General features: G+C 64.2%; 20 protein-coding genes and 1 tRNA gene. 2 read left to right on the plus strand and 19 right to left on the minus strand.

The features are described 5' to 3' along the window. Positions 1–5 precede the first annotated feature (5 nt). Together rpoB and ACU4IU_RS03215 are read right to left on the minus strand one after the other, a co-directional pair. Positions 6–3,485: a DNA-directed RNA polymerase subunit beta gene (rpoB, locus tag ACU4IU_RS03210; RefSeq protein ID WP_139468565.1), complete on the minus strand. Its 3,480-nt coding sequence runs from the start codon at positions 3,483–3,485 to the stop codon at positions 6–8. A 226-nt stretch (positions 3,486–3,711) separates the two neighbouring features. Beyond that, positions 3,712–4,770, minus strand: coding sequence for a GNAT family N-acetyltransferase (locus ACU4IU_RS03215; RefSeq protein ID WP_446655867.1), 1,059 nt, complete (start codon positions 4,768–4,770; stop codon positions 3,712–3,714). 99 nt (positions 4,771–4,869) lie between these two features. On the opposite strand from ACU4IU_RS03215, the gene ACU4IU_RS03220 reads away from it, so the two are divergent. Beyond that, a complete protein-coding gene (locus tag ACU4IU_RS03220) occupies positions 4,870–5,670 on the plus strand; it encodes an MBL fold metallo-hydrolase (RefSeq protein ID WP_446655868.1) in 801 nt (266 codons plus the stop codon). Positions 5,671–5,734: 64 nt separating this feature from the next. Here the strand turns inward: ACU4IU_RS03220 and ACU4IU_RS03225 are convergent, their stop codons facing one another. The 17 genes from ACU4IU_RS03225 to ACU4IU_RS03305 all read right to left on the minus strand — a co-directional run bounded on the left by ACU4IU_RS03225 (position 5,735) and on the right by ACU4IU_RS03305 (position 21,661). Then, the gene (locus tag ACU4IU_RS03225; protein WP_446655869.1) at positions 5,735–6,952 is read right to left on the minus strand and encodes a hypothetical protein; all 1,218 of its coding nucleotides are present in this window, start codon (positions 6,950–6,952) and stop codon (positions 5,735–5,737) included. After that, positions 6,949–7,758 (minus strand): hypothetical protein, encoded by an 810-nt coding sequence (locus ACU4IU_RS03230; RefSeq protein ID WP_446655870.1) that lies wholly within the window; start codon positions 7,756–7,758, stop codon positions 6,949–6,951. The genes ACU4IU_RS03225 and ACU4IU_RS03230 overlap by 4 nt, the downstream gene beginning before the upstream one ends. After that, on the minus strand, positions 7,758–8,993 hold the full coding sequence (locus ACU4IU_RS03235; RefSeq protein WP_446655871.1) for a hypothetical protein: 1,236 nt from the start codon (positions 8,991–8,993) through the stop codon (positions 7,758–7,760). The genes ACU4IU_RS03230 and ACU4IU_RS03235 overlap by 1 nt, the downstream gene beginning before the upstream one ends. Positions 8,994–9,206: 213 nt before the next feature. Beyond that, positions 9,207–9,593 (minus strand): 50S ribosomal protein L7/L12, encoded by a 387-nt coding sequence (rplL, locus tag ACU4IU_RS03240; RefSeq protein ID WP_101546927.1) that lies wholly within the window; start codon positions 9,591–9,593, stop codon positions 9,207–9,209. Between the two features lie 59 nt (positions 9,594–9,652). Further along, positions 9,653–10,186 (minus strand): 50S ribosomal protein L10, encoded by a 534-nt coding sequence (gene rplJ, locus ACU4IU_RS03245; protein WP_062244493.1) that lies wholly within the window; start codon positions 10,184–10,186, stop codon positions 9,653–9,655. A 356-nt stretch (positions 10,187–10,542) separates the two neighbouring features. Then, the gene (adhP, locus tag ACU4IU_RS03250) at positions 10,543–11,562 is read right to left on the minus strand and encodes an alcohol dehydrogenase AdhP (RefSeq protein ID WP_139468571.1); all 1,020 of its coding nucleotides are present in this window, start codon (positions 11,560–11,562) and stop codon (positions 10,543–10,545) included. Between the two features lie 128 nt (positions 11,563–11,690). After that, complete coding sequence (exaC, locus tag ACU4IU_RS03255; protein ID WP_172173627.1) at positions 11,691–13,214, minus strand: acetaldehyde dehydrogenase ExaC; 1,524 nt, start codon at positions 13,212–13,214, stop codon at positions 11,691–11,693. Positions 13,215–13,359: 145 nt separating this feature from the next. Then, positions 13,360–14,637 (minus strand): helix-turn-helix domain-containing protein, encoded by a 1,278-nt coding sequence (locus ACU4IU_RS03260; RefSeq protein WP_139907286.1) that lies wholly within the window; start codon positions 14,635–14,637, stop codon positions 13,360–13,362. A gap of 227 nt (positions 14,638–14,864) precedes the next feature. After that, positions 14,865–15,560 (minus strand): 50S ribosomal protein L1, encoded by a 696-nt coding sequence (gene rplA, locus ACU4IU_RS03265; RefSeq protein ID WP_101555448.1) that lies wholly within the window; start codon positions 15,558–15,560, stop codon positions 14,865–14,867. 64 nt (positions 15,561–15,624) lie between these two features. Then, positions 15,625–16,062 (minus strand): 50S ribosomal protein L11, encoded by a 438-nt coding sequence (gene rplK / locus ACU4IU_RS03270; RefSeq protein ID WP_025776636.1) that lies wholly within the window; start codon positions 16,060–16,062, stop codon positions 15,625–15,627. A gap of 425 nt (positions 16,063–16,487) precedes the next feature. Then, positions 16,488–17,354, minus strand: coding sequence for a transcription termination/antitermination protein NusG (gene nusG / locus ACU4IU_RS03275; protein WP_446655872.1), 867 nt, complete (start codon positions 17,352–17,354; stop codon positions 16,488–16,490). 82 nt (positions 17,355–17,436) lie between these two features. Further along, positions 17,437–17,715, minus strand: coding sequence for a preprotein translocase subunit SecE (gene secE, locus ACU4IU_RS03280; protein ID WP_101547325.1), 279 nt, complete (start codon positions 17,713–17,715; stop codon positions 17,437–17,439). A gap of 95 nt (positions 17,716–17,810) precedes the next feature. Further along, positions 17,811–17,883, minus strand: a tRNA-Trp gene (locus ACU4IU_RS03285). A gap of 122 nt (positions 17,884–18,005) precedes the next feature. Continuing rightward, on the minus strand, positions 18,006–19,655 hold the full coding sequence (locus ACU4IU_RS03290; protein ID WP_446655873.1) for a metallophosphoesterase family protein: 1,650 nt from the start codon (positions 19,653–19,655) through the stop codon (positions 18,006–18,008). 10 nt (positions 19,656–19,665) lie between these two features. Then, positions 19,666–20,775, minus strand: a complete 1,110-nt coding sequence (locus ACU4IU_RS03295) for a UDP-N-acetylmuramate dehydrogenase (protein ID WP_446655874.1) — start codon at positions 20,773–20,775, stop codon at positions 19,666–19,668. Beyond that, complete coding sequence (locus tag ACU4IU_RS03300) at positions 20,772–21,215, minus strand: MaoC/PaaZ C-terminal domain-containing protein (RefSeq protein ID WP_139907283.1); 444 nt, start codon at positions 21,213–21,215, stop codon at positions 20,772–20,774. Before ACU4IU_RS03300 ends, ACU4IU_RS03295 begins: the two co-directional genes overlap by 4 nt. After that, complete coding sequence (locus ACU4IU_RS03305; protein WP_139468577.1) at positions 21,212–21,661, minus strand: FAS1-like dehydratase domain-containing protein; 450 nt, start codon at positions 21,659–21,661, stop codon at positions 21,212–21,214. The genes ACU4IU_RS03300 and ACU4IU_RS03305 overlap by 4 nt, the downstream gene beginning before the upstream one ends. Before the next feature lie 184 nt (positions 21,662–21,845). Between ACU4IU_RS03305 and ACU4IU_RS03310 the strand changes: the two genes are divergently transcribed. Continuing rightward, the gene (locus ACU4IU_RS03310) at positions 21,846–23,570 is read left to right on the plus strand and encodes a biotin carboxylase (protein WP_258041904.1); all 1,725 of its coding nucleotides are present in this window, start codon (positions 21,846–21,848) and stop codon (positions 23,568–23,570) included. Positions 23,571–23,627 lie beyond the last annotated feature (57 nt).

Below are 23,627 nucleotides of genomic sequence, written 5' to 3' on the forward strand. Positions count from 1 at the left end.
AGTACTCAGACTTCTTCTACGGTCTGTGCTTCGCGGCGGGAGAGGTCGATGCCGAGCTCTTCGGCGGCGCGGTAGACCTCGTCCTCCGACTCGCCCATCTCGACATGGCCTCCGTCGGAAGACAGGACTTCGACGTTGAGGCACAGGGACTGCATCTCCTTGATGAGGACCTTGAACGACTCCGGGATTCCCGGGTCGGGCAGGTTCTCACCCTTGACGATGGCTTCGTAGACCTTCACACGGCCTGGGATGTCATCGGACTTGATCGTCAGAAGCTCCTGCAGGGTGTAGGCGGCGCCGTAGGCCTCGAGGGCCCAGACTTCCATCTCACCGAAGCGCTGACCACCGAACTGCGCCTTACCACCGAGCGGCTGCTGGGTGATCATCGAGTACGGTCCGGTCGAACGCGCGTGGATCTTGTCGTCGACGAGGTGGTGGAGCTTGAGCATGTACATGTAGCCGACCGAGATCGGGTACGGGAACGGCTCACCGGAGCGTCCGTCGAACAGCTGGGCCTTGCCCGAGGAGTCGATGAGGCGGTCCCCATCGCGGTTCGGGGTCGTCGAATCCAGCAGTCCGCGCAGCTCCTGCTCGTGCGCACCGTCGAAGACCGGGGTGGCCAGGTTGGTGCCGGCCTCGGCTTCGCGAGCGGCGTCGGGCAGCTCGGCAGCCCATTCGGGGTTGCCCTCGATCTTCCAGCCCTGCTTCGAGATCCATCCGAGGTGAACCTCGAAGACCTGTCCGATGTTCATACGACGGGGAACACCGTGCGGGTTGAGGATGACGTCGACAGGGGTGCCGTCGGCGAGGAACGGCATGTCCTCGACCGGCAGGATCGTCGAGATGACGCCCTTGTTTCCGTGACGGCCGGCCATCTTGTCACCGATGGTGATCTTGCGGCGCTGAGCCACGTAGACGCGGACCATCTGGTTGACGCCGGGCGAGAGCTCGTCGTCGTCCTCGCGGTCGAAGACGCGCACACCGATGACGGTGCCGATCTCGCCGTGGGGAACGCGCAGCGAGGTGTCGCGGACCTCACGGGACTTCTCACCGAAGATCGCGCGCAGCAGGCGCTCTTCCGGGGTCAGCTCGGTCTCACCCTTCGGTGTGACCTTGCCGACGAGGATGTCACCGTCGGTGACCTCGGCGCCGATGCGGATGATTCCGCGATCGTCGAGGTCGGCCAGGGCATCGGGCGAGATGTTCGGGATGTCCCGAGTGATCTCTTCGGCACCGAGCTTGGTGTCGCGCGCATCGACTTCGTGCTCTTCGATGTGGATCGAGGAGAGCACATCGTCCTGGACGAGACGCTGCGAGAGGATGATCGCATCCTCGTAGTTGTAGCCTTCCCAGGACATGAACGCCACGAGGAGGTTCTTGCCCAGAGCCATCTCACCGTTCTCGGTGGACGGTCCGTCGGCGAGGACGGTGCCGGCCTCGACGCGGTCGCCTTCGTCGACGAGGATGCGCTGGTTGTACGAGGTGCCGTGGTTCGAACGCTTGAACTTCGCCGCCTTGTAGGTCAGCTGGGTTCCGTCGTCGGCGAGCACAGTGACGTAATCGGCCGAGACCTCGGTGATGACACCGGACTTCTCAGCGGTGATGACATCGCCGGCGTCGACGGCGGCACGGTATTCCATGCCGGTGCCCACGACCGGGGATTCGGCCATCACCAGCGGCACGGCCTGACGCTGCATGTTCGCACCCATGAGGGCGCGGTTGGCGTCGTCGTGCTCGAGAAACGGAATCAGAGCCGAAGCCACAGACACCATCTGACGTGCGGAGACGTCCATGAAGTCGATCTGGTCGTGCTGGACCAGTTCGGCCTCACCGCCGCCGCCCTTCGGACGGGCCAGGACCTCGACCTCTGCGAAGCGCTGGTCGTCGGTCAGCGGTGCGTTGGCCTGGGCGATGTTGAACTCGAGCTCGTCATCGGCGGTCAGGTACTGCGTCTCATCTGTCACGACACCGTCGACGACCTTGCGGTAAGGCGTTTCGATGAAGCCGAAGGGGTTGATGCGAGCGTAGGACGCCAGCGAACCGATCAGACCGATGTTCGGACCTTCGGGGGTCTCGATCGGGCACATGCGGCCGTAGTGCGAGGGGTGCACGTCACGGACTTCCATGGCGGCACGGTCACGCGAGAGACCGCCGGGTCCCAGTGCTGAGAGACGGCGCTTGTGGGTCAGACCCGCGAGCGGGTTGTTCTGATCCATGAACTGCGAAAGCTGCGAGGTGCCGAAGAACTCCTTGATCGCAGCCACCACGGGGCGGATGTTGATCAGGGTCTGCGGGGTGATCGCCTCGACGTCCTGAGTGGTCATGCGCTCACGCACGACGCGCTCCATCCGGGACAGACCGGTGCGGATCTGGTTCTCGATGAGCTCACCGACGGCACGGATGCGGCGGTTGCCGAAGTGATCGATGTCGTCGAGCTTGACGCTGATCTCGACCTCTTCACCGTCACGGGTGCCCTTGGCCGTGTCCACTCCAGCGTGCAGAGACACGAGGTAGCGGATGGTGGCGACGACGTCCTCGGTAGAGAGCACCGAGTCCGACAGCGGGGCTTCGACGCCGAGCTTGCGGTTGACCTTGTAGCGGCCGACCTTGGCCAGGTCGTAGCGCTTCGGGTTGAAGTACAGGTTGTTGAGCAGGTTGCGAGCGGCCTCAGCGGTCGCAGGCTCTGCCGGGCGCAGCTTCTTGTAGATGTCGAGCAGCGCTTCGTCCTGCGTGGTGACGGTGTCCTTGGCCATCGTCTCGCGGATCGATTCGAACTCGCCGAACTCTTCGAGGATCTTCGCTTCGGACCAGCCGAGGGCCTTGAGCAGAACAGTCACGGACTGCTTGCGCTTGCGATCGAGGCGAACACCGACCTGGTCGCGCTTGTCGACCTCGAACTCCAGCCAGGCACCGCGGGACGGGATGATCTTCGCGGTGAAGATGTCCTTGTCCGTGGTCTTGTCGACGCTGGATTCGAAGTAGGCGCCGGGCGAACGCACGAGCTGGGAGACGACGACGCGCTCGGTGCCGTTGACGATGAACGTGCCCTTGTCGGTCATGAGGGGGAAGTCACCCATGAACACGGTCTGGCTCTTGATCTCGCCCGTGTTGTTGTTCATGAACTCGGCGGTGACGTACAGCGGCGCCGAGTAGGTCATATCGCGTTCCTTGCACTCATCGATCGAGTACTTGGGAGCTTCGAACCGGTGCTCGCGGAACGACAGCGACATGGATCCGCCGAAGTCTTCGATCGGCGAGATCTCTTCGAAGATGTCTTCGAGTCCCGAGGTGGTTGCGACGGAGTCGTCCCCGATCTCGATGGCCTCGGCGACGCGGTCCTGCCACGCCTCCGATCCGATCAGCCAGTCGAAGCTGTCCGTCTGCAGACCGAGCAGATCGGGAACCTCGAGGGGCTCGCGAATCTTCGCGAAGGAAATTCTCTTGGGGGGATTAGCGGTCCTGGTGTTGTCGTTGGCGGCGGCCAATTGGTTCCTTCCGAGTGCTTCACCATCTGATACTTCGTCTGCCCACTCGCTCCGGCGACGTCCGGACATCTCCGACATACACGGGGTGTGTCAGATTTCGACTCCCGGCGTCGGCATGGTTCACTTGAGTGGAAATGCTGTGCCCACCGCTATATGAAGGCACACCACAGGCAGAACGATGCAAATATCAAGCTTATAGCATCTGGTCAAGTCTGGCAAGACGGTTTCAGTGCAGATTCTTCGTCCACATCCCCACCCATGCCCACGTGGCGAATCCCGCCTGATCGTTGATTGCCAGCATCCACGAATTCTCCACCGCATTCCACGTGTACACCCGCTCGACAGCCGAATACTCAGCGAGGCTGCGATGATTGGCGATCTTGAGTCGGGCGCCGAGGCGGTGGCCGCGATGGTCGATGATGACGAGGGTGCCGTACTGCCATCCGATCTCCGGCTGCTCGGCCGAAAATCCGACCTGGGTGTATCCTGCCGGCTCATCGCCGAGGAGGGCGAGCGCCGTGGCCATGGTCTCCCCCTTCGCAATCTTTTCGGCGTCGCTCGAGCGGACCCGCTCGGCGTCCCAGCTCTCCTCTCCCCCGTACTTCTCAGCCCCAGGCACATCGGTGCTCATTCGACGCCGAAGAAGCGCGATGTGGTCGAGGCGGTTCTCCGGGACGGGCCCCAACCACGTCTCGATGACGTAGTCGTCGGCCTTGGCACCGAGGTCGAGCTCGGCCGCAGTTGCGGTCGGAGCGACGGAGCACCGTTCGATCTGAGCGAGCCCGTATCCGCGAGCGCTGAGGAACGACACTTCCGGCAGAGCGACCGGCAGCGTCCCGGCACCGGTATCGGCGGCAAGATGGGCCCCGCGCAGATCGGCAGTTCTGACAGACTCCGGGATCTCACAATAGGTCGACAGCGCGGTCCGTCCGTCTGCCGCCAGATCGGACTCCATCTGCTCGAGCAGGGCCGCGCCCAGTCCTCGTCGGCGCAGATCGGGTCGGACCGCGCACCAGAGCTCTGCGGTGTCGGTGTTGCTCGTCAGACGCAGGTCGGCAGTGCCCCTGGCGACGATGTCTCCGTGGTTGCGACCGATCCAGGTGAGCGTGGCCCGGTACTCGCTCCTGCTGGTCAGCGAGTGCCGCAGGTCTTCGGGAATCGGGTCGAAGTCCTCCCCCAGCCCGGATGCTCGATTGATGACAGTGTCGAAAGCCAGCAGCTCGGGTATCAATGCCTCGATTGCCGCCGGGTTGCCGTGTCCGGACCTGATCCGAGTGATCTCCATCTGTGGCCTCTGTCGTCGCTGATGGCCGCCTCGCATTGCAATGTCTCTTTCGCGCATCGTCGCGCTGACAGCCGGTGGGAGACATTCTAGACTGCGACCATGACACGAGTGAGTATCCTCAGCTTCGATCCGGCCGCAGTCAACTGCGGAATCATCGTCGGCACCGATCGCTCTCTGCTCGTCGACGCGGGCCCCGGCCCCGCGGCCGCCGCACATCTGGTGGAGCGGGCGGGCCGCCTCGGCGAGGAGATCGGAGGCAGCCATCCCCGCGCGATCGAGCTCGCGATCACCCATGATCATTGGGATCACTTCTTCGGCGCCGCCGCAGCCGTCTCAGCCGGGGTCACCGCCGTGTACGCATCGTCATCGTTCGCCGCCGATCAAGAGGCCACGGCCTGGATCGCTCTCGACGGAGTCGCGGTCGGTGACTTCCCGGCTGAATATCGGTCGAGCCTACCCACGGATCCCGGTGAGCTCATCGTCGACGTCTCGCCCGTCGATCCGACACCCGGTGATGTGTGGCACCTCGACCTCGGTGGCTGTCCGGTCGAGTTCCATGTGCTCGGAGGACATTCGACGGCCGACCTCGTCGTCCGACTGCCCGAGCTCGGCATCGTCTTCACCGGCGACCTCGTCGAAGAGGCGGATGCACCTCAGGCCGGGGCCGATGCTTCCTTGAGCGAATGGGCATCGAGCCTGCACACCCTGCTGGCGTATCCTGAGGCGAGGACCTTCGTTCCCGGTCACGGGACCCCGGTCGACCGTGATTTCGTTTCCCGTCAGCTCGCCGATATCGAGGGGATGAGGGTCGATCAGGGAGACGCCGAGGTGGCTCTGCCCGCCCGCTCCATGCCGGGTGACCATGATCGGACGATTCCCCGGGAGCACCGCCTGGTCTGATTCCGGACCCGCTTGAGCAACGGTCGGACGTGCACTGACTGAGTGGACTCAGCCGGCCGGTTCCCTAGGAGCCGTGCCGGTGCAGGGCGGTGACGAGATCGCCGCCGATCGCTCCGAACAGCGTCTGTGCCCAAACGCTGCGGCCCTCGACGTAGGGTCGGTCGCCGTCGAAGATCCACTGCAGTTCGCGGCCGGAGTGCAGATCGGACAGGCAGCTGCTGCAGACGGGGACGCGAACGCTCTTTCCCGCCAAGTGTCCCTTGCGCTCGGTGCTCACCAGCTGATTCGATCGCGCCTCTCCGTGGAGAGGGTTGACCGTGCACAGACTCTGCGGGAGTCCCCGCGTCTTTGCTGACTTCGTCGAGCCAGCAGAACGGGCAGAATCGGATTTTCCGGTCCTCGCCCCGCGCTTGGTCGATCTGTGCAGCTTCACCTCGGCGATCTCGCGTCCGGCCTGACGCAGCAGCACCATGGCCCCGGCGAGGTCGATGCGTTCGGCCTCGGTGTCGTCGACGATGGATCTGGCCATCTGGTAGGCGTCGAGCGCTCTTTCCACTCCCTCGGCATCTGTGGTGCTGAGGTCCTGGGTCTGCAGCTGCGTGATCTCGTCGGCCAGCTCTGTCGTGTCCTCGTTCAGTCCTTCTCGCAGGGTCTTCCGCTGCAGGTCATCGACTCGGTCGAGCAGTCGTGCCGGCAATTCGAAGCGGCGGCGGGTGCGGGCGGCATTCGCCCGCTCTCGCCGTGACCTGGCGAACCAGATGACGGCGATGACCAGCGCCAGCACCAGAACCGCTCCCCCGAGGAACAGAGTGGCTGTCGAGTTCGAACCGTCGACCGTCTGCACCTCGCTGCCCGAGGCCTCCTGTCCGGTTTCGTACTCGGGTGCCTCCTGCGGATCGGCGTAGAGGTCGAGGAGCATGTTCAGCTTCGTCTGCGACGGAGTGCTGTGGCTCCATTGTTCGCGCCCGACGGACATCTGCTCCATCACCTGCATCTGCAGATCGTGCTGGTCCTCGAAGGTGTAGTCGACGGCGAGGTCGGTGTTCGTATCGATCATGATGAACGCACCCTCATCGCCGTTGAAGACCTTGACCTGCTCGAGCAGATCCCTATCGGCACCCTCGCCTCCGGTGATGATGACGTAGACATCGAAGTCGAGGCTGTCGATCTTCGTCTCCGCCTTCTGCAGCAGCGTTTCGTTGATCTCCCCCTTCGCGGCATTCGTCACGTAGACGGGATCGGTGTTGAGCGCCTCGGCGATCGTCTGGGCCTGTTGGGTCACTGCTTCGCTGTCCGTTTCTTCAGTGCGCGGCGGATGAAGTATGTTCCGACGACGATTCCCGCGCCGACGAGGGTGCCGAAGACGGCTCCGGCCACAGCGCCGCCGGTGCTGTACGACAGCGTGTGCGGGTCCTTCGTCGTGTCCTCGGAGGTCACCTCCGGGTTCCCGTCGTCATCATGACGGTGCGAGTAGCGCGATTCGACGTTCTCGGTCTCGGCAGCACTGATCTTACGCACTCCCGCGAGCGCGGCATCGGAGTCGCTGTCGTCGAAGTCCCCCGACAGAGTCAGCAGCGAAGGTCGGATGAGGCCCTTCTCCGCCAGTCCCATGCGCCCGGTGGCATCGACCGTGAGCACTGCAGCCTCGGGGTCATCCATCTCGGTGACGATCCGAGCCGCCAACAGATCGAGGTCTCCATCGGCGTCGTCAAGATCCGAGACGTTGAGGAACGCCACATAGATCGGGCTGTCGGCCTCGGCGATCTCCGCGCGGATTGAGTCGACATCGCCCTCGTCGATCTCGAACTCCGGGTAGCCGTCGAAGTAGACGGGATCTGCTGCGAAGGACGTCGCGATCGCCTGGTAGCGGTCTGTTGCGTAGTTCGGATCATGGGCGCCTTCGATGCGGTCGTCGTAGATCGAGTCGACGACGATCGCGTCACTGTCGGCTGCGGTGATCCTCTCGGCCTTCGCCTGATCGAACAGATGTGTGCTCAGCAGAGTGGCGCCGATCGACACTGCAGCGACCGCGACGACGGCGATGAGCCAGTCGAGTGGGGTCTTCGAACGCACGCTTCCGGCGGCCATCATCGGCTCCTTCCGACAGCGGCGGAGCGCTGAGGGCTCATTTCATCCAGCACCGCCTCGTCGAGAGGTTGGAAGCTGCCGAAACCAGAGAGTGCGTAGGCGTCATCGCGTTGGAAGTACGGAACTGCACGGGTGGAGCCGGGACGTTTGGGCACCATCAGTCGTTCCGGGTCGTGGCCGGTCGCCAGCTCCTGACGACAGTCGGCGCACAGCCCTACGGTGAGACCGCGGCCCGACTGTTTGAGCACATGGTCCTCAATGTCCTTGCGATGATGCGGGAAGAGGAAGCAGAAGCGCGGTTCGTCTTCGACTCGGCTGGAGCGCCTGCGCAGCTGTCGGCGCAGCCAACGGTCGAGGGCGACGAGGACGAACACGCCGTTGCGGTGGGCGAAGTCGACCGATTCTGCCCAATCCGGGTGGGCCGCGGTCAGAGCCGCCAGCGCATCCTGGATTCGTCTGCCTCGGTCATGCAGGGCCCACGTGTCGTCATCGGGATGGTCGGGTTCGGGGATCGGGGCGGCCGCCTCGGTGACGGCCTTCTTCAGCTTGTGCGACGTGACCAGTTCGGGTTTCGTGGTCAGCTCAGACCGCCAGGAATAGCGATGACGGCGATGCAGCAGCCACAGGGTCGCACCGAGGGCTGCGACCGCCGTGGCGCCGAAGACGAGCGTGTCTGGGTCGGAGTTGTCGAGGCCGAAGCGTTCGATGTAGTCCTCATCGCGGTCACCGATGTCGCGGGTGTCGAAATCCGGTGCCTGGGGAGGTTCGGTGCCCTTGGCGGCGGCGACGAGGACCTGCAGATAGTAGGGCACGGCGAGTTCGACAGAGATGAAGTCGTCGCTGCTGGACTTCATGAGTTCCGGGGCACCTGTGGGGACGACGGGTCCGTTGTCGGTGACGAGGTAGGCGAACGAGCGGGCGGAGGTCTCGCCTTCACTGAAGAGGACGAGGGTCTGCTTCTCCCCCGATTCCTGATGCATGTCGAAGGCGAAGTCGGAGGTGAACTTCGCCCAATCGCCGTAGCCCATGGTCAGGAGTCCGGGGACGATCGCGAGGTAGTGGGTGAGACCGGTGTCCTCGGTCTGCTGTGAGGCTTGCCGAATGGCCTTGATCTGATTCTCGGTCAGTCCGGGCCTGATGATCTCGTCGATGTAGAGAGGATGCTGCGCCCAAGTTCCGCGGATGCGTTCGCGCAGCTGCTGCTGTGCGCGGGCGTAGCTCGTCGTCTCAGTCACCAGTCAAGAATAGTTCAGCTTCTGCCCGGCCCCTGTCGATCGGTGTTCCGAATCGGTCACATCGACATGGGACGGGCGAACATCCTCGGCGAATGAGGGCATTCCTAGGGCATTCCTGTTGGAGTGGGCATTCCCGGTGGGGATGCAGAGAACCCCCACGGCGGACCGTGGGGGTTCGAAGCCTATGCAGCAGTCAGGCTGCTGCGCAGAAGATCACTTGAGGGTGACGGTGGCGCCGGCAGCCTCGAGGGTCTCCTTGGCCTTCTCGGCGTCTTCCTTCGAAGCGCCTTCGAGGACGGCCTTGGGAGCTCCGTCGACGAGGTCCTTGGCTTCCTTGAGTCCGAGGGAGGTGAGTCCACGGACTTCCTTGATGACGGGAACCTTCTTCTCGCCGGCCGATTCGAGGATGACGTCGAATTCGGTCTGCTCTTCAGCAGCGGCTTCGCCGGCTCCGCCAGCGGCAGGAGCAGCGGCGACGGCGGCCGGAGCGGCAGCCTCGACGTCGAATTCTTCTTCGAACTTCTTGACGAACTCGGACAGTTCGATGAGGGTGAGCTCCTTGAAAGCCTCGAGGAGCTCGTCGGTGGTGAGCTTAGCCATGGTGGCTAGTCCTTCCTGTTTTGGTCACGATCAGCGACCGGTTCGGTTTGTGGTGATGCTCAGGCGTCGGAGGCAGGAGCGTCGTCCTGCTTCTCGCGGAGGGCATCGACAGTGCGCACGGCCTTGACCAGCGGAGCGGTGAAGAGGTAAGCCGCCTGGTGGAGGCTTGCCTTCATGGCACCGGCTGCCTTTGCAAGCAGCACTTCGCGGGATTCGAGGTCGGCGAGCTGGTTGACCTGTTCGGGGCTGAGCGCGGCTCCATCGAAGTAGCCGCCCTTCACCACGAGCTTGTCGTTCGCCTTGGCAAAGTTACGCAGAGCCTTGGCAGCCTCAGGTGGTTCGCCGTTGACGAACGCGATCGCGGTGGGCCCATTGAGGTGCTCATCGAGACCGGTGACTCCGGCTTCCTTGGCTGCAATCTTGGTCAGCGTGTTCTTTACCACGGCGTAGCTGACGTTCTCACCGAGAGAGACGCGCAGTTCTTTCATCTGCGCGACGGTGAGACCGCGGTACTCGGTCAGCAACACAGCGTCGGAGTTCTCAAACTGCTGTTTGATCTCCTCGACTGCGGCTGCCTTGTCTGGCCTCGCCATGGTGTTCCTTTCATAAGTCGTCCGGTCTGTCCCGACAACAGAAAAAGCGCTCCACGCAGGAAGGCGTGAAACGCTTGGCCGTCGATTCCAGAAGAATCCGACGGAAGGATTTCGGCTCACCTGCGCGGGTCACTCACTAGGAGTCTTCGTCTGCGGGCACCGGGATTCGATGGCGAATTCCGATGATTCCACAGAGACCGACGGTCTTGGGTGGTTCAAGTCTAACGAAGTCCGTCCCGGCAAGTCCAATCCGACCACCGAGACCCCTCCCACACTAGCTGACGGCGGCGCAGCAACCTGGCGCGAGGTTGCTGCGCCGCCGTCAGGTAGTTCTGGGGCGCGGGTGGACAGGTTCGTCAGTATTCGATGACGACGCGGCCGTCGATCTTGCCGTGTTCCATCTCGTCGAAGATCGCGTTGATGTCCTCGAGCGGTCGCTTCGTGAACGTCGGATGGATCTTTCCGGCGGCATAGAATTCCAACGCCTCGACCATGTCCTGTCGGGTGCCGACGATGGAACCGCGGATCGTCAGGCCCTTGAGCACGATGTCGAAGATCGGTGCCGGGAAGTCACCGGGCGGCAGTCCGTTGAAGACGATGGTGCCGCCTCGGCGAGTCATTCCGATCGCCTGACCGAACGCCGCGGGGTGGACGGCGGTGACGAGGACTCCGTGTGAGCCGCCGATCTTGTCCTGGATGATCTCGGCCGGGTCCTCGGCGAAGGCGTTGACGGTGATTTCGGCACCGTGCTTCTTCGCAAGCGCCAGCTTGTCGTCGGCGACATCGACGGCGACGACGCGCATGCCCATAGCGACGGCGTACTGGACGGCGATGTGTCCGAGTCCGCCGATTCCGGAGATGACGACCCATTGGCCCGGCTGAACCTCGGTGCGTTTGAGTCCTTTGTACACGGTGACGCCGGCGCAGAGGACCGGGGCGATCTCATAGGGATCAGCACCGTCGGGGATGATGGCGGCGAACTTCGTGTCGACGAGCATGTACTCGCCGAAGGAGCCGTCGACGCCGTAGCCGCCGTTGACCTGGGATTCGCAGAGGGTCTCCCATCCCTGACGGCAGTGCTCACAGGTCCCGCATGCGGTCCACAGCCAAGCGTTGCCGACCATCTGTCCGACCTCGACATCGGTGACGCCCTCGCCGACCTTTTCGACGATGCCGACTCCTTCGTGTCCCGGGATGAGCGGCACCTTCGGTTTGACCGGCCAATCACCATGGGCGGCGTGGAGATCGGTGTGACAGACGCCGGAGGCGACGAGCTTGACCAACGCCTGCCCCGGGCCGGGGTCGGGAATCGCATTGTCCCCGACGACGAGTTCCTGGCCGAAACCCTCGACTACTGCAGCTTTCATTGCGGACATCATTCTCTCCTTTGTGATGATGGTTCACGAAGCGATGCGGGGTTTGAACTTGAGATGGAAGAACTACCCGACGGCGGCCCAGCTACCTGGCGCGAGGTTGCTGCGCCGCCGTCGGGTAGCAATTCGGGTCAGAAGAAGCCTTGGGCGTTCTCCGAGTAGCTGACCAGCAGGTTCTTCGTCTGCTGGTAGTGGTCGAGCATCATCTTGTGGTTCTCGCGTCCGATGCCCGAAGCCTTGTACCCACCGAAGGCCGCATGGGCCGGGTAGGCGTGGTAGTTGTTCACCCACACACGCCCGGCTTGGATCTCACGACCGGCCCGGTAGGCAGTGTTGCCGTCACGGGACCAGACTCCGGCTCCGAGGCCGTAGAGCGTGTCGTTGGCCGTGGCCAACGCGTCGGCGTAGTCGGAGAACGTCGCGACCGAGACGACGGGCCCGAAGATCTCCTCCTGGAAGATGCGCATCTTGTTCGTGCCTTTGAAGATCGTCGGCTGCACGTAGAATCCGCCGGCCAGATCTCCGTCAAGCTCGGCCTTGGCGCCGCCGGTGAGCACCTCGGCGCCTTCCTGGCGGCCGATGTCGAGGTAGGACATGATCTTCTCGAACTGGTCGTTCGAGGCCTGGGCGCCCATCATCGTGTCCGTGTCGAGCGGGTTGCCCTGGACGATCTTCTTCGTCCTGGCCACGACCTTCTCGAGGAAGGGATCGGCGATCGATTCCTGGATGAGCGCACGCGACGGGCAGGTACAGACCTCACCCTGGTTGAGGGCGAACATCGTGAAGCCCTCCTGGGCCTTGTCCGCGTACGAGTCGTCCTTGGCCAAAACATCCTCGAAGAAGATGTTCGGCGACTTTCCGCCGAGTTCGAGGGTGACCGGGATGATGTTCTGCGAGGCGTACTGCATGATCAGGCGACCGGTCGTCGTCTCCCCGGTGAACGCGATCTTCGAGATCCGCTTGTTCGACGCCAGCGGCTTGCCGGCTTCGAGACCGAAGCCGTTGACGACGTTGAGCACGCCCTCGGGCAGCAGGTCGGCGATGAGTTCGACGAGGACGAGGATCGACGCCGGAGTCTGCTCGGCGGGCTTGAGCACGATCGCATTGCCCGCGGCCAGCGCCGGAGCGATCTTCCACACGCCCATGAGGATCGGGAAGTTCCAGGGAATGATCTGACCGACCACGCCGAGCGGCTCGTGGAAGTGATACGCCACCGTGTCCTCGTCGATCTGCGAGAGTCCGCCCTCCTGCGCCCTGATCGCTCCGGCGAAGTAGCGGAAGTGGTCGACTGCCAGCGGCAGGTCGGCGTTGAGGGTTTCGCGGATCGCCTTGCCGTTGTCCCAGGTCTCGGCGACGGCGAGCGTCTCGAGGTTCTCCTCGATGCGATCGGCGATCCGATTGAGGATGTTGGCCCGTTCGGCCACCGCCGTCTTGCCCCATGCCGGAGCCGCCTTGTGCGCGGCGTCGAGAGCGAGTTCGATATCCTCGGCGGTGCTGGCCGGGACCTCCGTGAAGGTCTTGCCGGTGACCGGACTGGGATTCTCGAAATAGTTGCCCTTGACCGGCGGCACCCACTGACCGCCGATGAAGTTCTCGTAGCGGGACTTGAACGTGACGAGCGACCCGTCCTGACCAGGCTGTGCGTAGACAGTCATTGCAACTCCTTTGATGCGTCTGATTCCACCGGATTGTCTCCGTGTGACCACGACGCTACCGAGCGCAACGTTGCATGTGGGTTGCATCATATCGCCGAGGCGGTCGAACCGTCCCGCACGCCGAACCGCGATGGGTTCGCCGAATTCAGAGACCCAGCGCCTCCAGACGCACGACCGCGGCGTTGCGTTCGGCAGCCTCGGGCGGGGCCAGACGCAGCACGGTCATGAGGACTTCGACGTCGTCACGGAAGTCCGGGAGATCTGCAAACCGCCACAACTGCTGCCAGGTTCCGTCCTGCAGCAGGGTCTCGCGCATGAGTGCGTTGACTTCCGCTCCGATCTCCCGCACTCCCGGAGCATCGGAGTCCGGCAGGACGGTTCCGATGAACTGTTCGAGGGCCGAATCCGCGTCACCGTTGGCCAGCGCCTGAACGGTTCGCTCAAGATCCGAATCGACGTCCCCGCGAAGTCGATAGGGGCGCGCGTCGATGCGCAGATCGCCGAGGCTGTCGATCGTTCTGCGAAGACGATTGATCTCCGCCCGGACCGTGACTTCGCTGCCGCCGACCGTCCACAGCCGCTCCACCAGCCCGGCTCCGCTGATGCCGTCGGGATACCGGTGCAGCAGAAGCAGGATCTCGGCGTGCCTGCGGGTCAGCGGGATCCGGGTGCCGTTCGGGCCTTCCAGGGCGGGGCTGGGACCGAGCACGGTGAGTCTGGTTCCGGCCGCCTCGGTGTCGGTGTGCATCTGCTGCGGGGTGAAGAGCTGGGACAGCTGGGCACCTGCGGCTTTGGCTGTCGAGGACAGCAGCGGCAGCACGATGGAGGACACGGCGTCGTCTCCCCCAGTGACATCGATGATGCCGATGACCTGCCCGGTCAGAGGGTGGGTGACGGGGACCGCGCTGCAGCTCCAGGAATGGACGTCGGGGGCGAAATGCTCGGCGCGGCTGACCTGCACCGGACGGCCCGAGCGCAGGGCCAGCGCCGGGGCGGAAGTGCCCATGACCTCTTCGGACCAGTCCGAGCCGGAGACGAATCCCATGGCTTCGGCGCGGTTCCGGACGCCTCGCTCCCCCTCGACCCAGAGCAATCGCCCCTGTTCGTCGCCGAGGGCGGCGAGCAGACCGGCATCCTTGGCGGGTTCGATGAGGTGGGATCGCAGCAGCGGCATGATCGCGTGGAAAGGATGGCGCCGGCGCACCTCGGCGAGGCGATCGGCTTCGAACGGGACTTGGACCTCCACGCTGTCGGGGTCGCGCAACCGGGCAAGAGACCGGTCCCAGGATTCCAACACCGAGGCGCGCACACCAGGCTCCGACGATGGTGCAGGGAGGAGAGGATCCGATGGCCCGGCCAGACGCTCATGTGCGCGGCGAACGGCACGCTGATAGGTGTCTTCGAGCAGCAGCGTCGAATCCATGGCGGACGGTCCACCTCCATCGGCGGGTGTCGGAAGAGAGCCTCAACTGCTCATAATCTAATCGCGAACCCGCCCGCGGACAAGAGCCCGTCCACTCCCCGAACTACCTGACGGCGGCCCAGCAACCTCGCGCGAGGTTGCTGGGCCGCCGTCAGGTAGTAATTGGGAAGGAAGAGGGCGGGAAGCGAACGAATCGCTTCCCGCCCTCTGCCGGTGCATCGATCAGATCAGATGCGCAGACCCGAGTGGTCGACCGGAACGGCTGGGCCGTTCGAGGTCGTGATCGTGGCCTTGCTGATGTAGCGGCCCTTCGAGGAGGACGGCTTCAGACGCAGGATCTCTTCGATCGCAGCATCGAAGTTCTCCTGCAGAGCTTCCTCGGAGAAGGAGACCTTTCCGATGATGAAGTGCAGGTTCGAGTGCTTGTCGACGCGGAATTCGATCTTTCCGCCCTTGATGTCGTTGACGGCCTTGGCGACATCCATGGTCACGGTGCCGGTCTTCGGGTTCGGCATCAGGCCGCGGGGACCCAGCACCTTACCGAGACGACCGACCTTGCCCATCATGTCGGGGGTCGCAACAGCGGCATCGAAGTCGGTGAACCCTCCGGCCACCTTCTCCAGCAGGTCATCGGAGCCGACGTAGTCAGCACCTGCTTCACGGGCAGCTTCTGCACGGTCGCCGGCAGCGAACACCAGGACCCGAGCGGTCTTACCGGTACCATGCGGAAGGTTGACGGTGCCGCGCACCATCTGATCCGCCTTGCGGGGGTCAACACCCAGGCGGAGAGCGACCTCGACCGTGGCGTCGTACTTCGCCACGTTGGTCTCTTTGGCCAGGGCGATCGCCTGAGCCGGTTCGTAGTTCACATCTGCGGCGATCTTCTCAGCCGCGGCCTGATAGGCCTTCGAACGCTTTGCCATCTGCTTTACTCCTTGCAGTCGTGGTGTGGGCTGCGTGGGCCCTGCCACTGTGTGGGGTGAGGTCTCAGACCTCGATGTCGGTGGTGATGCCCATGGAACGCGCGGTTCCGGCGACGATGCGGTCGGCCTGATCCAGGGTGTTGGCGTTCAGGTCGGGCATCTTCGTGGTGGCGATCTCGCGCACCTGGTCGGCGCTCAGGTGAGCGACCTTGACGGTGTGCGGAGTAGCCGAACCCGACTTCACTCCGGCGGCCTTCTTGATCAGCTCGGCTGCCGGCGGGGTCTTGAGCACGAAGTCGAACGAACGATCTTCGTACACGGTGATCTCGACGGGAACGATGTTTCCGCGCTGGGATTCTGTGGCGGCGTTGTAGGCCTTGCAGAATTCCATGATGTTGACGCCGTGCTGGGCAAGCGCCGGACCGATCGGAGGAGCCGGGTTAGCGGCACCTGCCTGAATCTGGAGCTTGACGAGGCCGGCTACCTTTTTCTTGGGAGGCATGTACGGTCCTTAATCTTGAGGTTTCGATGTGCCAGACATATACAGCACATCGTTCGACAGCGGCCTTCCGATAAGGGCCGCAATCAAACCACACCAGTATTCCATGCGCGCCCGCCTGCGGGCAAATGCTCGTGAGGGGCATCACCCGATCATTCCCTCGCCGAGGCGGGACAGCGTCGTCGGCTGATGAGACCACCTCGGCGCAGCCACCTCGGCGCCGTCGTTCAAGCGCGGGCCCGGGTATCGCCCCGTAGACGGTTCGACAACTGCGCTCCGCCTTGATCGGCACAATCCCTTCCCCAACGACACAGTCCCCTCGCCGAGGCGGCCGAACCAGTGAACGCGGGAACGCCGAAGGGGCCCGGAGAATTCCGGGCCCCTTCGGTCACGATCGCGTCGAGGCGATCAGTGAAACTATGCGGCGATCAGAGCTTCGAGACCTGGTCGAAGCCGAGTTCGACGGGAACATCGCGTTCGAAGATCGACAGCAGCACGGTGAGCTTCTGCGATTCCGGACGGATCTCCTGGATCGTCGCGGGGTGGCCCTCGAAGGAGCCCTCCTTGACGAGCACGGACTCGCCGACCTCGAACTCCACCTCGGTGATGGGCGCGGACTTCGCAGCAGCCTCGGCGGCGGGGCCTTCGGCAGCGGCGGCTTCGGCCTGGCGCTCTTCGAAGATCGGGGCGAGCATCGAGAAGACCTCGTCGATCGACAGCGGAGTCGGGTCGTAGGCGTTGCCCACGAACCCGGTGACACCCGGAGTGTGGCGGACGGCGCCCCACGACTCGTCGGTCAGTTCCATGCGTACGAGCACGTATCCGGGGATGCGCACACGACGGACCTGCTTGCGCTGTCCGTTCTTGATCTCGACAACGTCTTCCATCGGCACCTGCGACTCGAAGATGAACTCTTCGAGGTTGAGGCTGACGGTGCGGTTCTCGAGGTTCTGCTTGACGCGGTTCTCGTAGCCTGCGTAGGAGTGGATGACGTACCAGTCACCCTCCTGCATGCGCAGCTCGGCCTTGAATTCTTCGGCCGGGTCGACCTCGTCGGCGGCGGCGACGTCTTCGGCAGCATCGTCCTGCTCGCCGTCGGCTTCGTCAGCCGAATCGGCCGCGTCAGCGGAGTCAGCAACTTCTGCGGAGTCAGCGTCAGCGGACTCGACGGTGGCGGTCGCCTCGGCGTCGATGGCCGCCTCTTCGGTTTCGGGCACCACTGCGGCACCCGACTCCTCGGGAGTGACGTCCTGGGTCTCAGGGGTCTCCTGCTCAGGTGAGTTGGTTTCCGACACCGATCAATTCCTCGCTTCGCGTTTTGTGATTCCCGGTAGGGAGTGAAGTTTGAGCTTGGGGTGGTTCACGGCTGAGGCCGTATCACCACAGGGGCCACAGCGGAGTTCCGCCGAACACCCAGCCGACGAGCTTGCCGAAGACCAGGTCGAGGCCCGTGACGAGAAGCATCATGAACAGGATGAAGCCCAGCACGACGAGCGTGTAGTTGAGCAGCTGCTTCCGGGTCGGAGTGACGACCTTCTTGAGCTCTGCCACCACTTCGCGGAAGAACTGCAGGATTCGTCCGAAGAATCCGAGCTTCTTTGGACCGGAGGCACTGTTGGGTGCGCTGCCAGTCTGCTTTGCCGGTGTGTCGCTCACACATCCTCACTCGGTCGGTTTCGTTTGGCTTCACAATTGTTCGTGCCGGTCGAGGACGGCGCCTGGCCGATGAGACTTCGGCAGAGTCAACTGCGCAGGGGTGACAGGACTCGAACCTGCAACCTACGGTTTTGGAGACCGTTGCGCTACCAATTGCGCCACACCCCTCTGATCGGACTTGAGCGATCGTGTCGATCCCTGTGGTGTCCGACCACGAGAAACGAGCATACCGTGCTCGACCGTTATTCGTCGAACCGAGTGCCGAAGCAAAGTCTCGAACGTGTCGACGCTCACTCACCCACCGGCTCATCGACAGGCGGCTGGCCCACGAGGGGCCTGGGTTCGGGGAATCTCACCCAGGGGTCGATCTGCACCTGTCTGTCGGGTGTGACGGTGATGATCTGCACGTCGATGGGGCGCTTCGTCTCATTGTCGACGCGGATGATGCTCAGTTCCGCGTTCATCTTCAGCGGTCCCGGTGTCAGGGCGTTCGCCAGTGCGCCCCCGGTCGTCGAGCTGACGTAGCGGGTTCCCGAACCGAAGTTCTCCGGTCCGACCCGTCGGTGCCAGTGTCCGCTGAGAGCGTAGTCGGCGCAGCCCGAGCGCAGGCTCGGTCCGCCGACGGCGGGATCGTGGATGAGCATGATGTCGAAATCGGCCCGGCAGGCTTCGTCGCGCAGCCGCTGCGCGTACTGGTCGGCGGTGAGGTCGGTCTCCAGCTGCGGACCGGACCCGAACACGGTCCGGCGCGGGTCGGCGGCACCGAAGAAGGTCACCCCGGCCATCTCTGCGCTGGAGTCCTCGAGCACGTTCCACCCGCGCGCCCTCGCGTGCCGCGTCGTTTCCATGGAATCGTGGTTGCCTTTGACGAACATGCGCGGCAGCTTCTCCGGCAATTCGTCGTCGACGACGTCGAGGCAGTAGTTCTCGGCCGAGGTGCCCGTCATGGAGATGTCTCCGCCGTCGATATAGGCATCGGCCCGACTCATCTCCGCCACCGCACCGACGACGCGGGCCATTCCGATATTGCAGTGGATATCGGAGCCGTAGACGAACGTGGACACACCCTTCTGCCCTTCGCCCTCGCCGCCGTCGGCAGCGGGTGCGCCGACTCCGGCAGTCGGGACGAGTCCCCGATCGGTCCAGTTCCCGGTGATCGGGCGGTCGTTCCATTGCGCCCGCAGGGCTGCGAGTACCTCGTCGTAGAAGGCGTCGTTGTCGTCGGCGAAGTCCTGCACCGCACCGAATGCGGTGTCGATGATGCCGCCGAGGCGGCCCGTGACCTGGGATCCGGCCAGTGGCGTGCCCTCGAACGCCGGATCGGCCGCGATCGGCTTCGGGCGATTGAGAACGACGGTGCCCAGTCCGGTGAGGACGAGCACGAGCACCAGTCCGATGCCGAGGAGTTCCTTGCCGACGAAGGCGCGGATGATGGTGTCGACCCGGGCGGGCCCGAGGAAGAGGGCCAGACCGACGAGTCCCCCGGTGATGATGCACACTGCCAGCGCCCATCGCGTGAGGATCTCCTGGCTGAGTCCGTCGATGACCTGGTCGATCTGCGCCTGCGGGGCCGAGAACAGCGAGGCATAGGAGGCGATGTCGCCGCCGAGGGCGTCGACGCTTCCCCCGCCGGGGTCCGCCACCTCCGCGGGATCGGCCGCAGGTCGCTCGTCGTCACCGGAATCACCCGATACGGGGATCTCTCCGATGTCGACGTGCAGTCCCAGTCCGAGAGGGATGACATCCTCGGTGGGGACGAGCAGTCTGCCCAGGGGGCCGAAGTCGACGGTGAGTCGGGAATCCGCGGTGATCCGGTACTGCGCCTCATGCGGGCCGAAGGTGAGATCGGCGCGCGAGGTGAACAGCGCCCAGGGCAGGGTCACAAGCGCAACCGCAGTCAGGGTGATGACGAGTGCGGTGATTCTCCGTCGTGATGACACGGCCACCAGTCTAAGGACGTTTCCCGTCGTCGATGGAGCAGCCGATGAAGGTCGGTTCGGGTTCGAGGGTGATGCCGAAGGCGTCCTCGACGCCGGCGACGACGGTCGACGCGAGATCGATCACATCGGCCGTGCTCGCGTGTCCCCGATTCGTCAGCGCCAGGGTGTGCTTAGTCGACAGCGAAGCCAGTCCCGCACCGAGGCTGAAGCCCTTGGAGAACCCCGCATGCTCGATCAGCCAGGCCGCTGAGGTCTTCGTCTTCCCTTCGATCTTCGCTCCGCTGAGCGGGTCGGTCACCGGGTAGCGAGGAGCTTCGGCGGGCAGGATCTCGGCGTTCTCGACGATGGGGTTCGTGAAGAAGGATCCCGCCGACCAGGAGTCGTGATCGGCTGGGTCGAGGACCATGCCCTTCGATCGGCGCAGCGCGATTACGTTCTCGCGCACTCGTAGGGCCGGGACGCGGCTGCCGATCTCGACGTCGAGGGTCGAGGCGAGCTGGGCGTAGCGCACGGGCAGCGACTCGTCGCTGCGCTGGAGGTCGAAGGTCACCGAGAGCACGACGTACTGCGGGGTTCCGGCTGCGATCTGGGCGCGCTTGAGCGCCGAGGTGCGGTAGCCGAATTCGAGTTCGACTGCGGTGAGGTGGCGGATCTGACCGGACACCCGGTCGAAGACCTCGACGGAGGAGATGAGCTCGCCGACCTCCGTGCCGTAGGCGCCGACGTTCTGGATCGGGGTCGCACCGACCGACCCGGGGATCCCGGACAGTGCTTCGAGCCCGGACAGCCCCAGGTCGAGGGTGTGGGCGACGAAGGCGTCCCAGTCCTCCCCCGCCTCGGCGGTGACCCGGGTGTCGGTCGTCGTGGTCTGGGTCGTCTCCACTCCGGTGGTTCGGACCACGCAGACCGCACCGTCGAATCCGGCATCGGCGATGAGCAGATTCGATCCGCCGCCGATGAACAAGACGCGGGACCGTTCCTGACCGTTGAGTTCGAGCGGGTGGGCGGCGCAGAAATCGAGCAGTTCGTCTCGGGTGTTCGCAACCGTGACCTGCGGGGCCGGTCCGCCGAGGCGGAAGGTGGTGAAGCCGGAGAGTTCCTGCGGGTGGGCTTCGGTCACGCCGAGATCCGAACCTGCGTGCGGCTGAGGACATCTGCCTCGCCGGACTTCACGGAGATGTCGATGCGGGCCGTGCCGACGGCAGGGTCGACGGCGCCGACGGTGGCGGTGAGCTTGAGCGAGGTCGTCGGGGTGGCCGGTGATCCGGAATCGGCATCGGGGACGACGACGGGGGCGGAGAAGCGGGTCCGGTAGTCGACGATCGCACCCGGGTCGCCGAGCCATTCGGCCACCGGAGCGATGACCGCCGCCATCGAGAGCATCCCGTGGGCGATGACATCGTCGAGGCCGACTTCGCGGGCAAAACGTTCGTTCCAGTGGATCGGATTGTGATCGCCCGAGGCTGCGGCATAGTCGACGAGGGAGGCACGCGACAGTGGGATCTCCGATTCCACGACGGTGTCTCCGATGGTCAGTGTGGAGAAGTCGATGGCGCTCATTCTCCGTCTCCTCTCACGACGATGGTCGAGGTCACGGTGACGACGGGCTGCTCCGCGACATCGGTGATCTCGGTGCGGGTGGTGATCATGGCGTTGCTGCCGGCGGCCCGGACTCCGTCGACGTGAGTGACGGCGGACAGGGAGTCACCTGCGACGATGGGACGGTTGAACGAGAACTGTTCGGAGCCGTGGACGACCTTCGAGAAGTCGATGCCCGATTCCGGGTCGGAGATATAGGCGGCTTCCGATTTCTGCGCGATGATCACGGCGAAGGTGGTCGGGGCGACGACGTCGCGGTAGCCCAGCGCGGTGGCCGCCTCGGCGTCGAAATGGTAATCGGCCTTCGCTCCGGTGGCGAGCGCGAATTCCGCGATCGCCTCCCTGGAGACCTCATAGGGCTGAGGCAGGGAGAACGTGGCCCCCTGCTTCTCCGTATTCACCGGCATATGCGCTCTCTCTTCCACTGGGGTCGGTATCGACACCAGCCTAAAGCACGGCCTCAGGATGAGGCTCACCGGCGAAGAATTGATCGCGCGTTCGTATCCGGTTCACACAATTGCTGCACCATCGGGCTCATGGCTTCGAAACTGGTATATGTTGTCCACATCACATTTGGTAAGGAGTAGTGCGATGACGAACGAATCCCCCAGCGCTGACCCGAAGAGTCCCGAGGCACAGACGGTGACGCCCGGCGCACGAGTCAAAGACGCAGTCGCGGTCCCCTCACCGCACACACCTGGCCCCGGCGCCCCCGCTGCGCCTGCACCAGCAGCCGGCGGTTCTGATCCGGCACCGGCACCCGCCGACGTCGACCCGCCGCAGGTCGAAGTGGCGGTGGCCACCGACGCCGCCTACGCCGGCAAAGAAGCCGACAGAGTTCAGCTGCGTCGACCGCTGCGCAACGTCTCCGAGGTCCGGCACTTCTTCCGCACGAATCAGACCCCGATCTTCTTCGTCGGAGCCACTCCGTTCAACCTGCTCGGTCTCGACCGGTGGGTGCGCAACTTCTCGTACATCACCTACTACGACGGCTGGGACGGCGGACATCCGCGTGTCTTCTCCCCGCGCTACAAGCCCTATGTCGAGTTCGAATCAGGTGAGGCGATCAACAACTGGCTGCTGCTCAACGCCGAGGTGCGCGCCCATATGACGCGCAACGTCCCCCATGGTGAGCGGGTCAAGGTCGCGATGGTCTTCTTCGACGAGGAGACCGAGCGGATCTGCCGAGAGCTCGGCTACGACCTCATCCTGCCGTCGGCAGCCCTGCGCAATCAGCTCGATTCGAAGATCGAGACGACGAAACTCGGCAATGAGGCCGGTGCGTTCTCCGTCCCGAACGTGCTGACCACCGCCGACACCTATGAAGAGCTCAATGAGCGGGCCGCCGAGGCGGGGCTGGGCACGGATCTCGTCGTGCAGACTCCGTATGGCGATTCCGGGAAGACGACGTTCTTCATCTCCGATGCCTCGGGCTGGGAGGCGCACAAGGACGACATCATCGGCGAGCAGCTGAAGGTGATGAAGCGGATCAACAACACTCCGGTCGCCGTCGAGGCGGTCATCACCTCCAGCGGTGTCGTCGTCGGTCCGTATCTGACAGAGCTGGCCGGCTTCGCCGAGCTCACCCCGTACAAGGGTGGCTGGTGCGGCAACGAGATGAAACCCGATGTCCTCAACGCAGAGCAGCGGGCGCAGACCCGTGAGCTCGTGCGCAAGATGGGCGAAGGCCTGCGCAAACGCGGCTATCGCGGGTTCTTCGAAGTCGATGTCCTCGTCGATCTCGACAACGACGACTGCTACCTCGGTGAGCTCAATCCGCGCATCTCCGGGGCCTCGGCGATCACGAACGTCACGGCAGGCGCCTATGCCGATGTGCCCCTGTTCCTGTTCCACCTGCTCGAATACCTCGACGTCGAATTCGATCTCGATGTCACCGAGATCAATGAGCGGTGGGAGGAACTCTCCGGCGCCGACGAGTGGAGCCAGATGATCATCAAGGAGACGGCTCCGATCACCGAGTACATCACGCATTCCCCGCTGACCGGTCAGTACTATCTCGACCAGTACGGGACGCTGACGTACAAACGTGCGGCACTCGACTGGCACCCCCTGCAGAACGGCAGCGAGGTGTTCTTCCTGCGTATCTTCGGGGCCGGGGACTACCGGTGGAAGGGCGCGGACCTCGGAGTCCTGGTGACGAAGAATCCGCTGCAGACGAACGTCGGCGGACCCGATGCGCTGAGCATCCGGGCCAAGCACTTCATCGATTCGATCAGGGCGATGTACGCCGGAGTTCCGGTCGTCGCCGACGATCCGTCGCCGGCCCTCGGCGGACCCGGAGCCAAAGGCGACTGAGCCCGGCGCCGCCCCCTTGTACGCGAAGGGCAGATATACGCGAAGCGCGGAGCCGCC

Source organism: Brevibacterium sp. CSND-B09, from assembly GCF_052906525.1.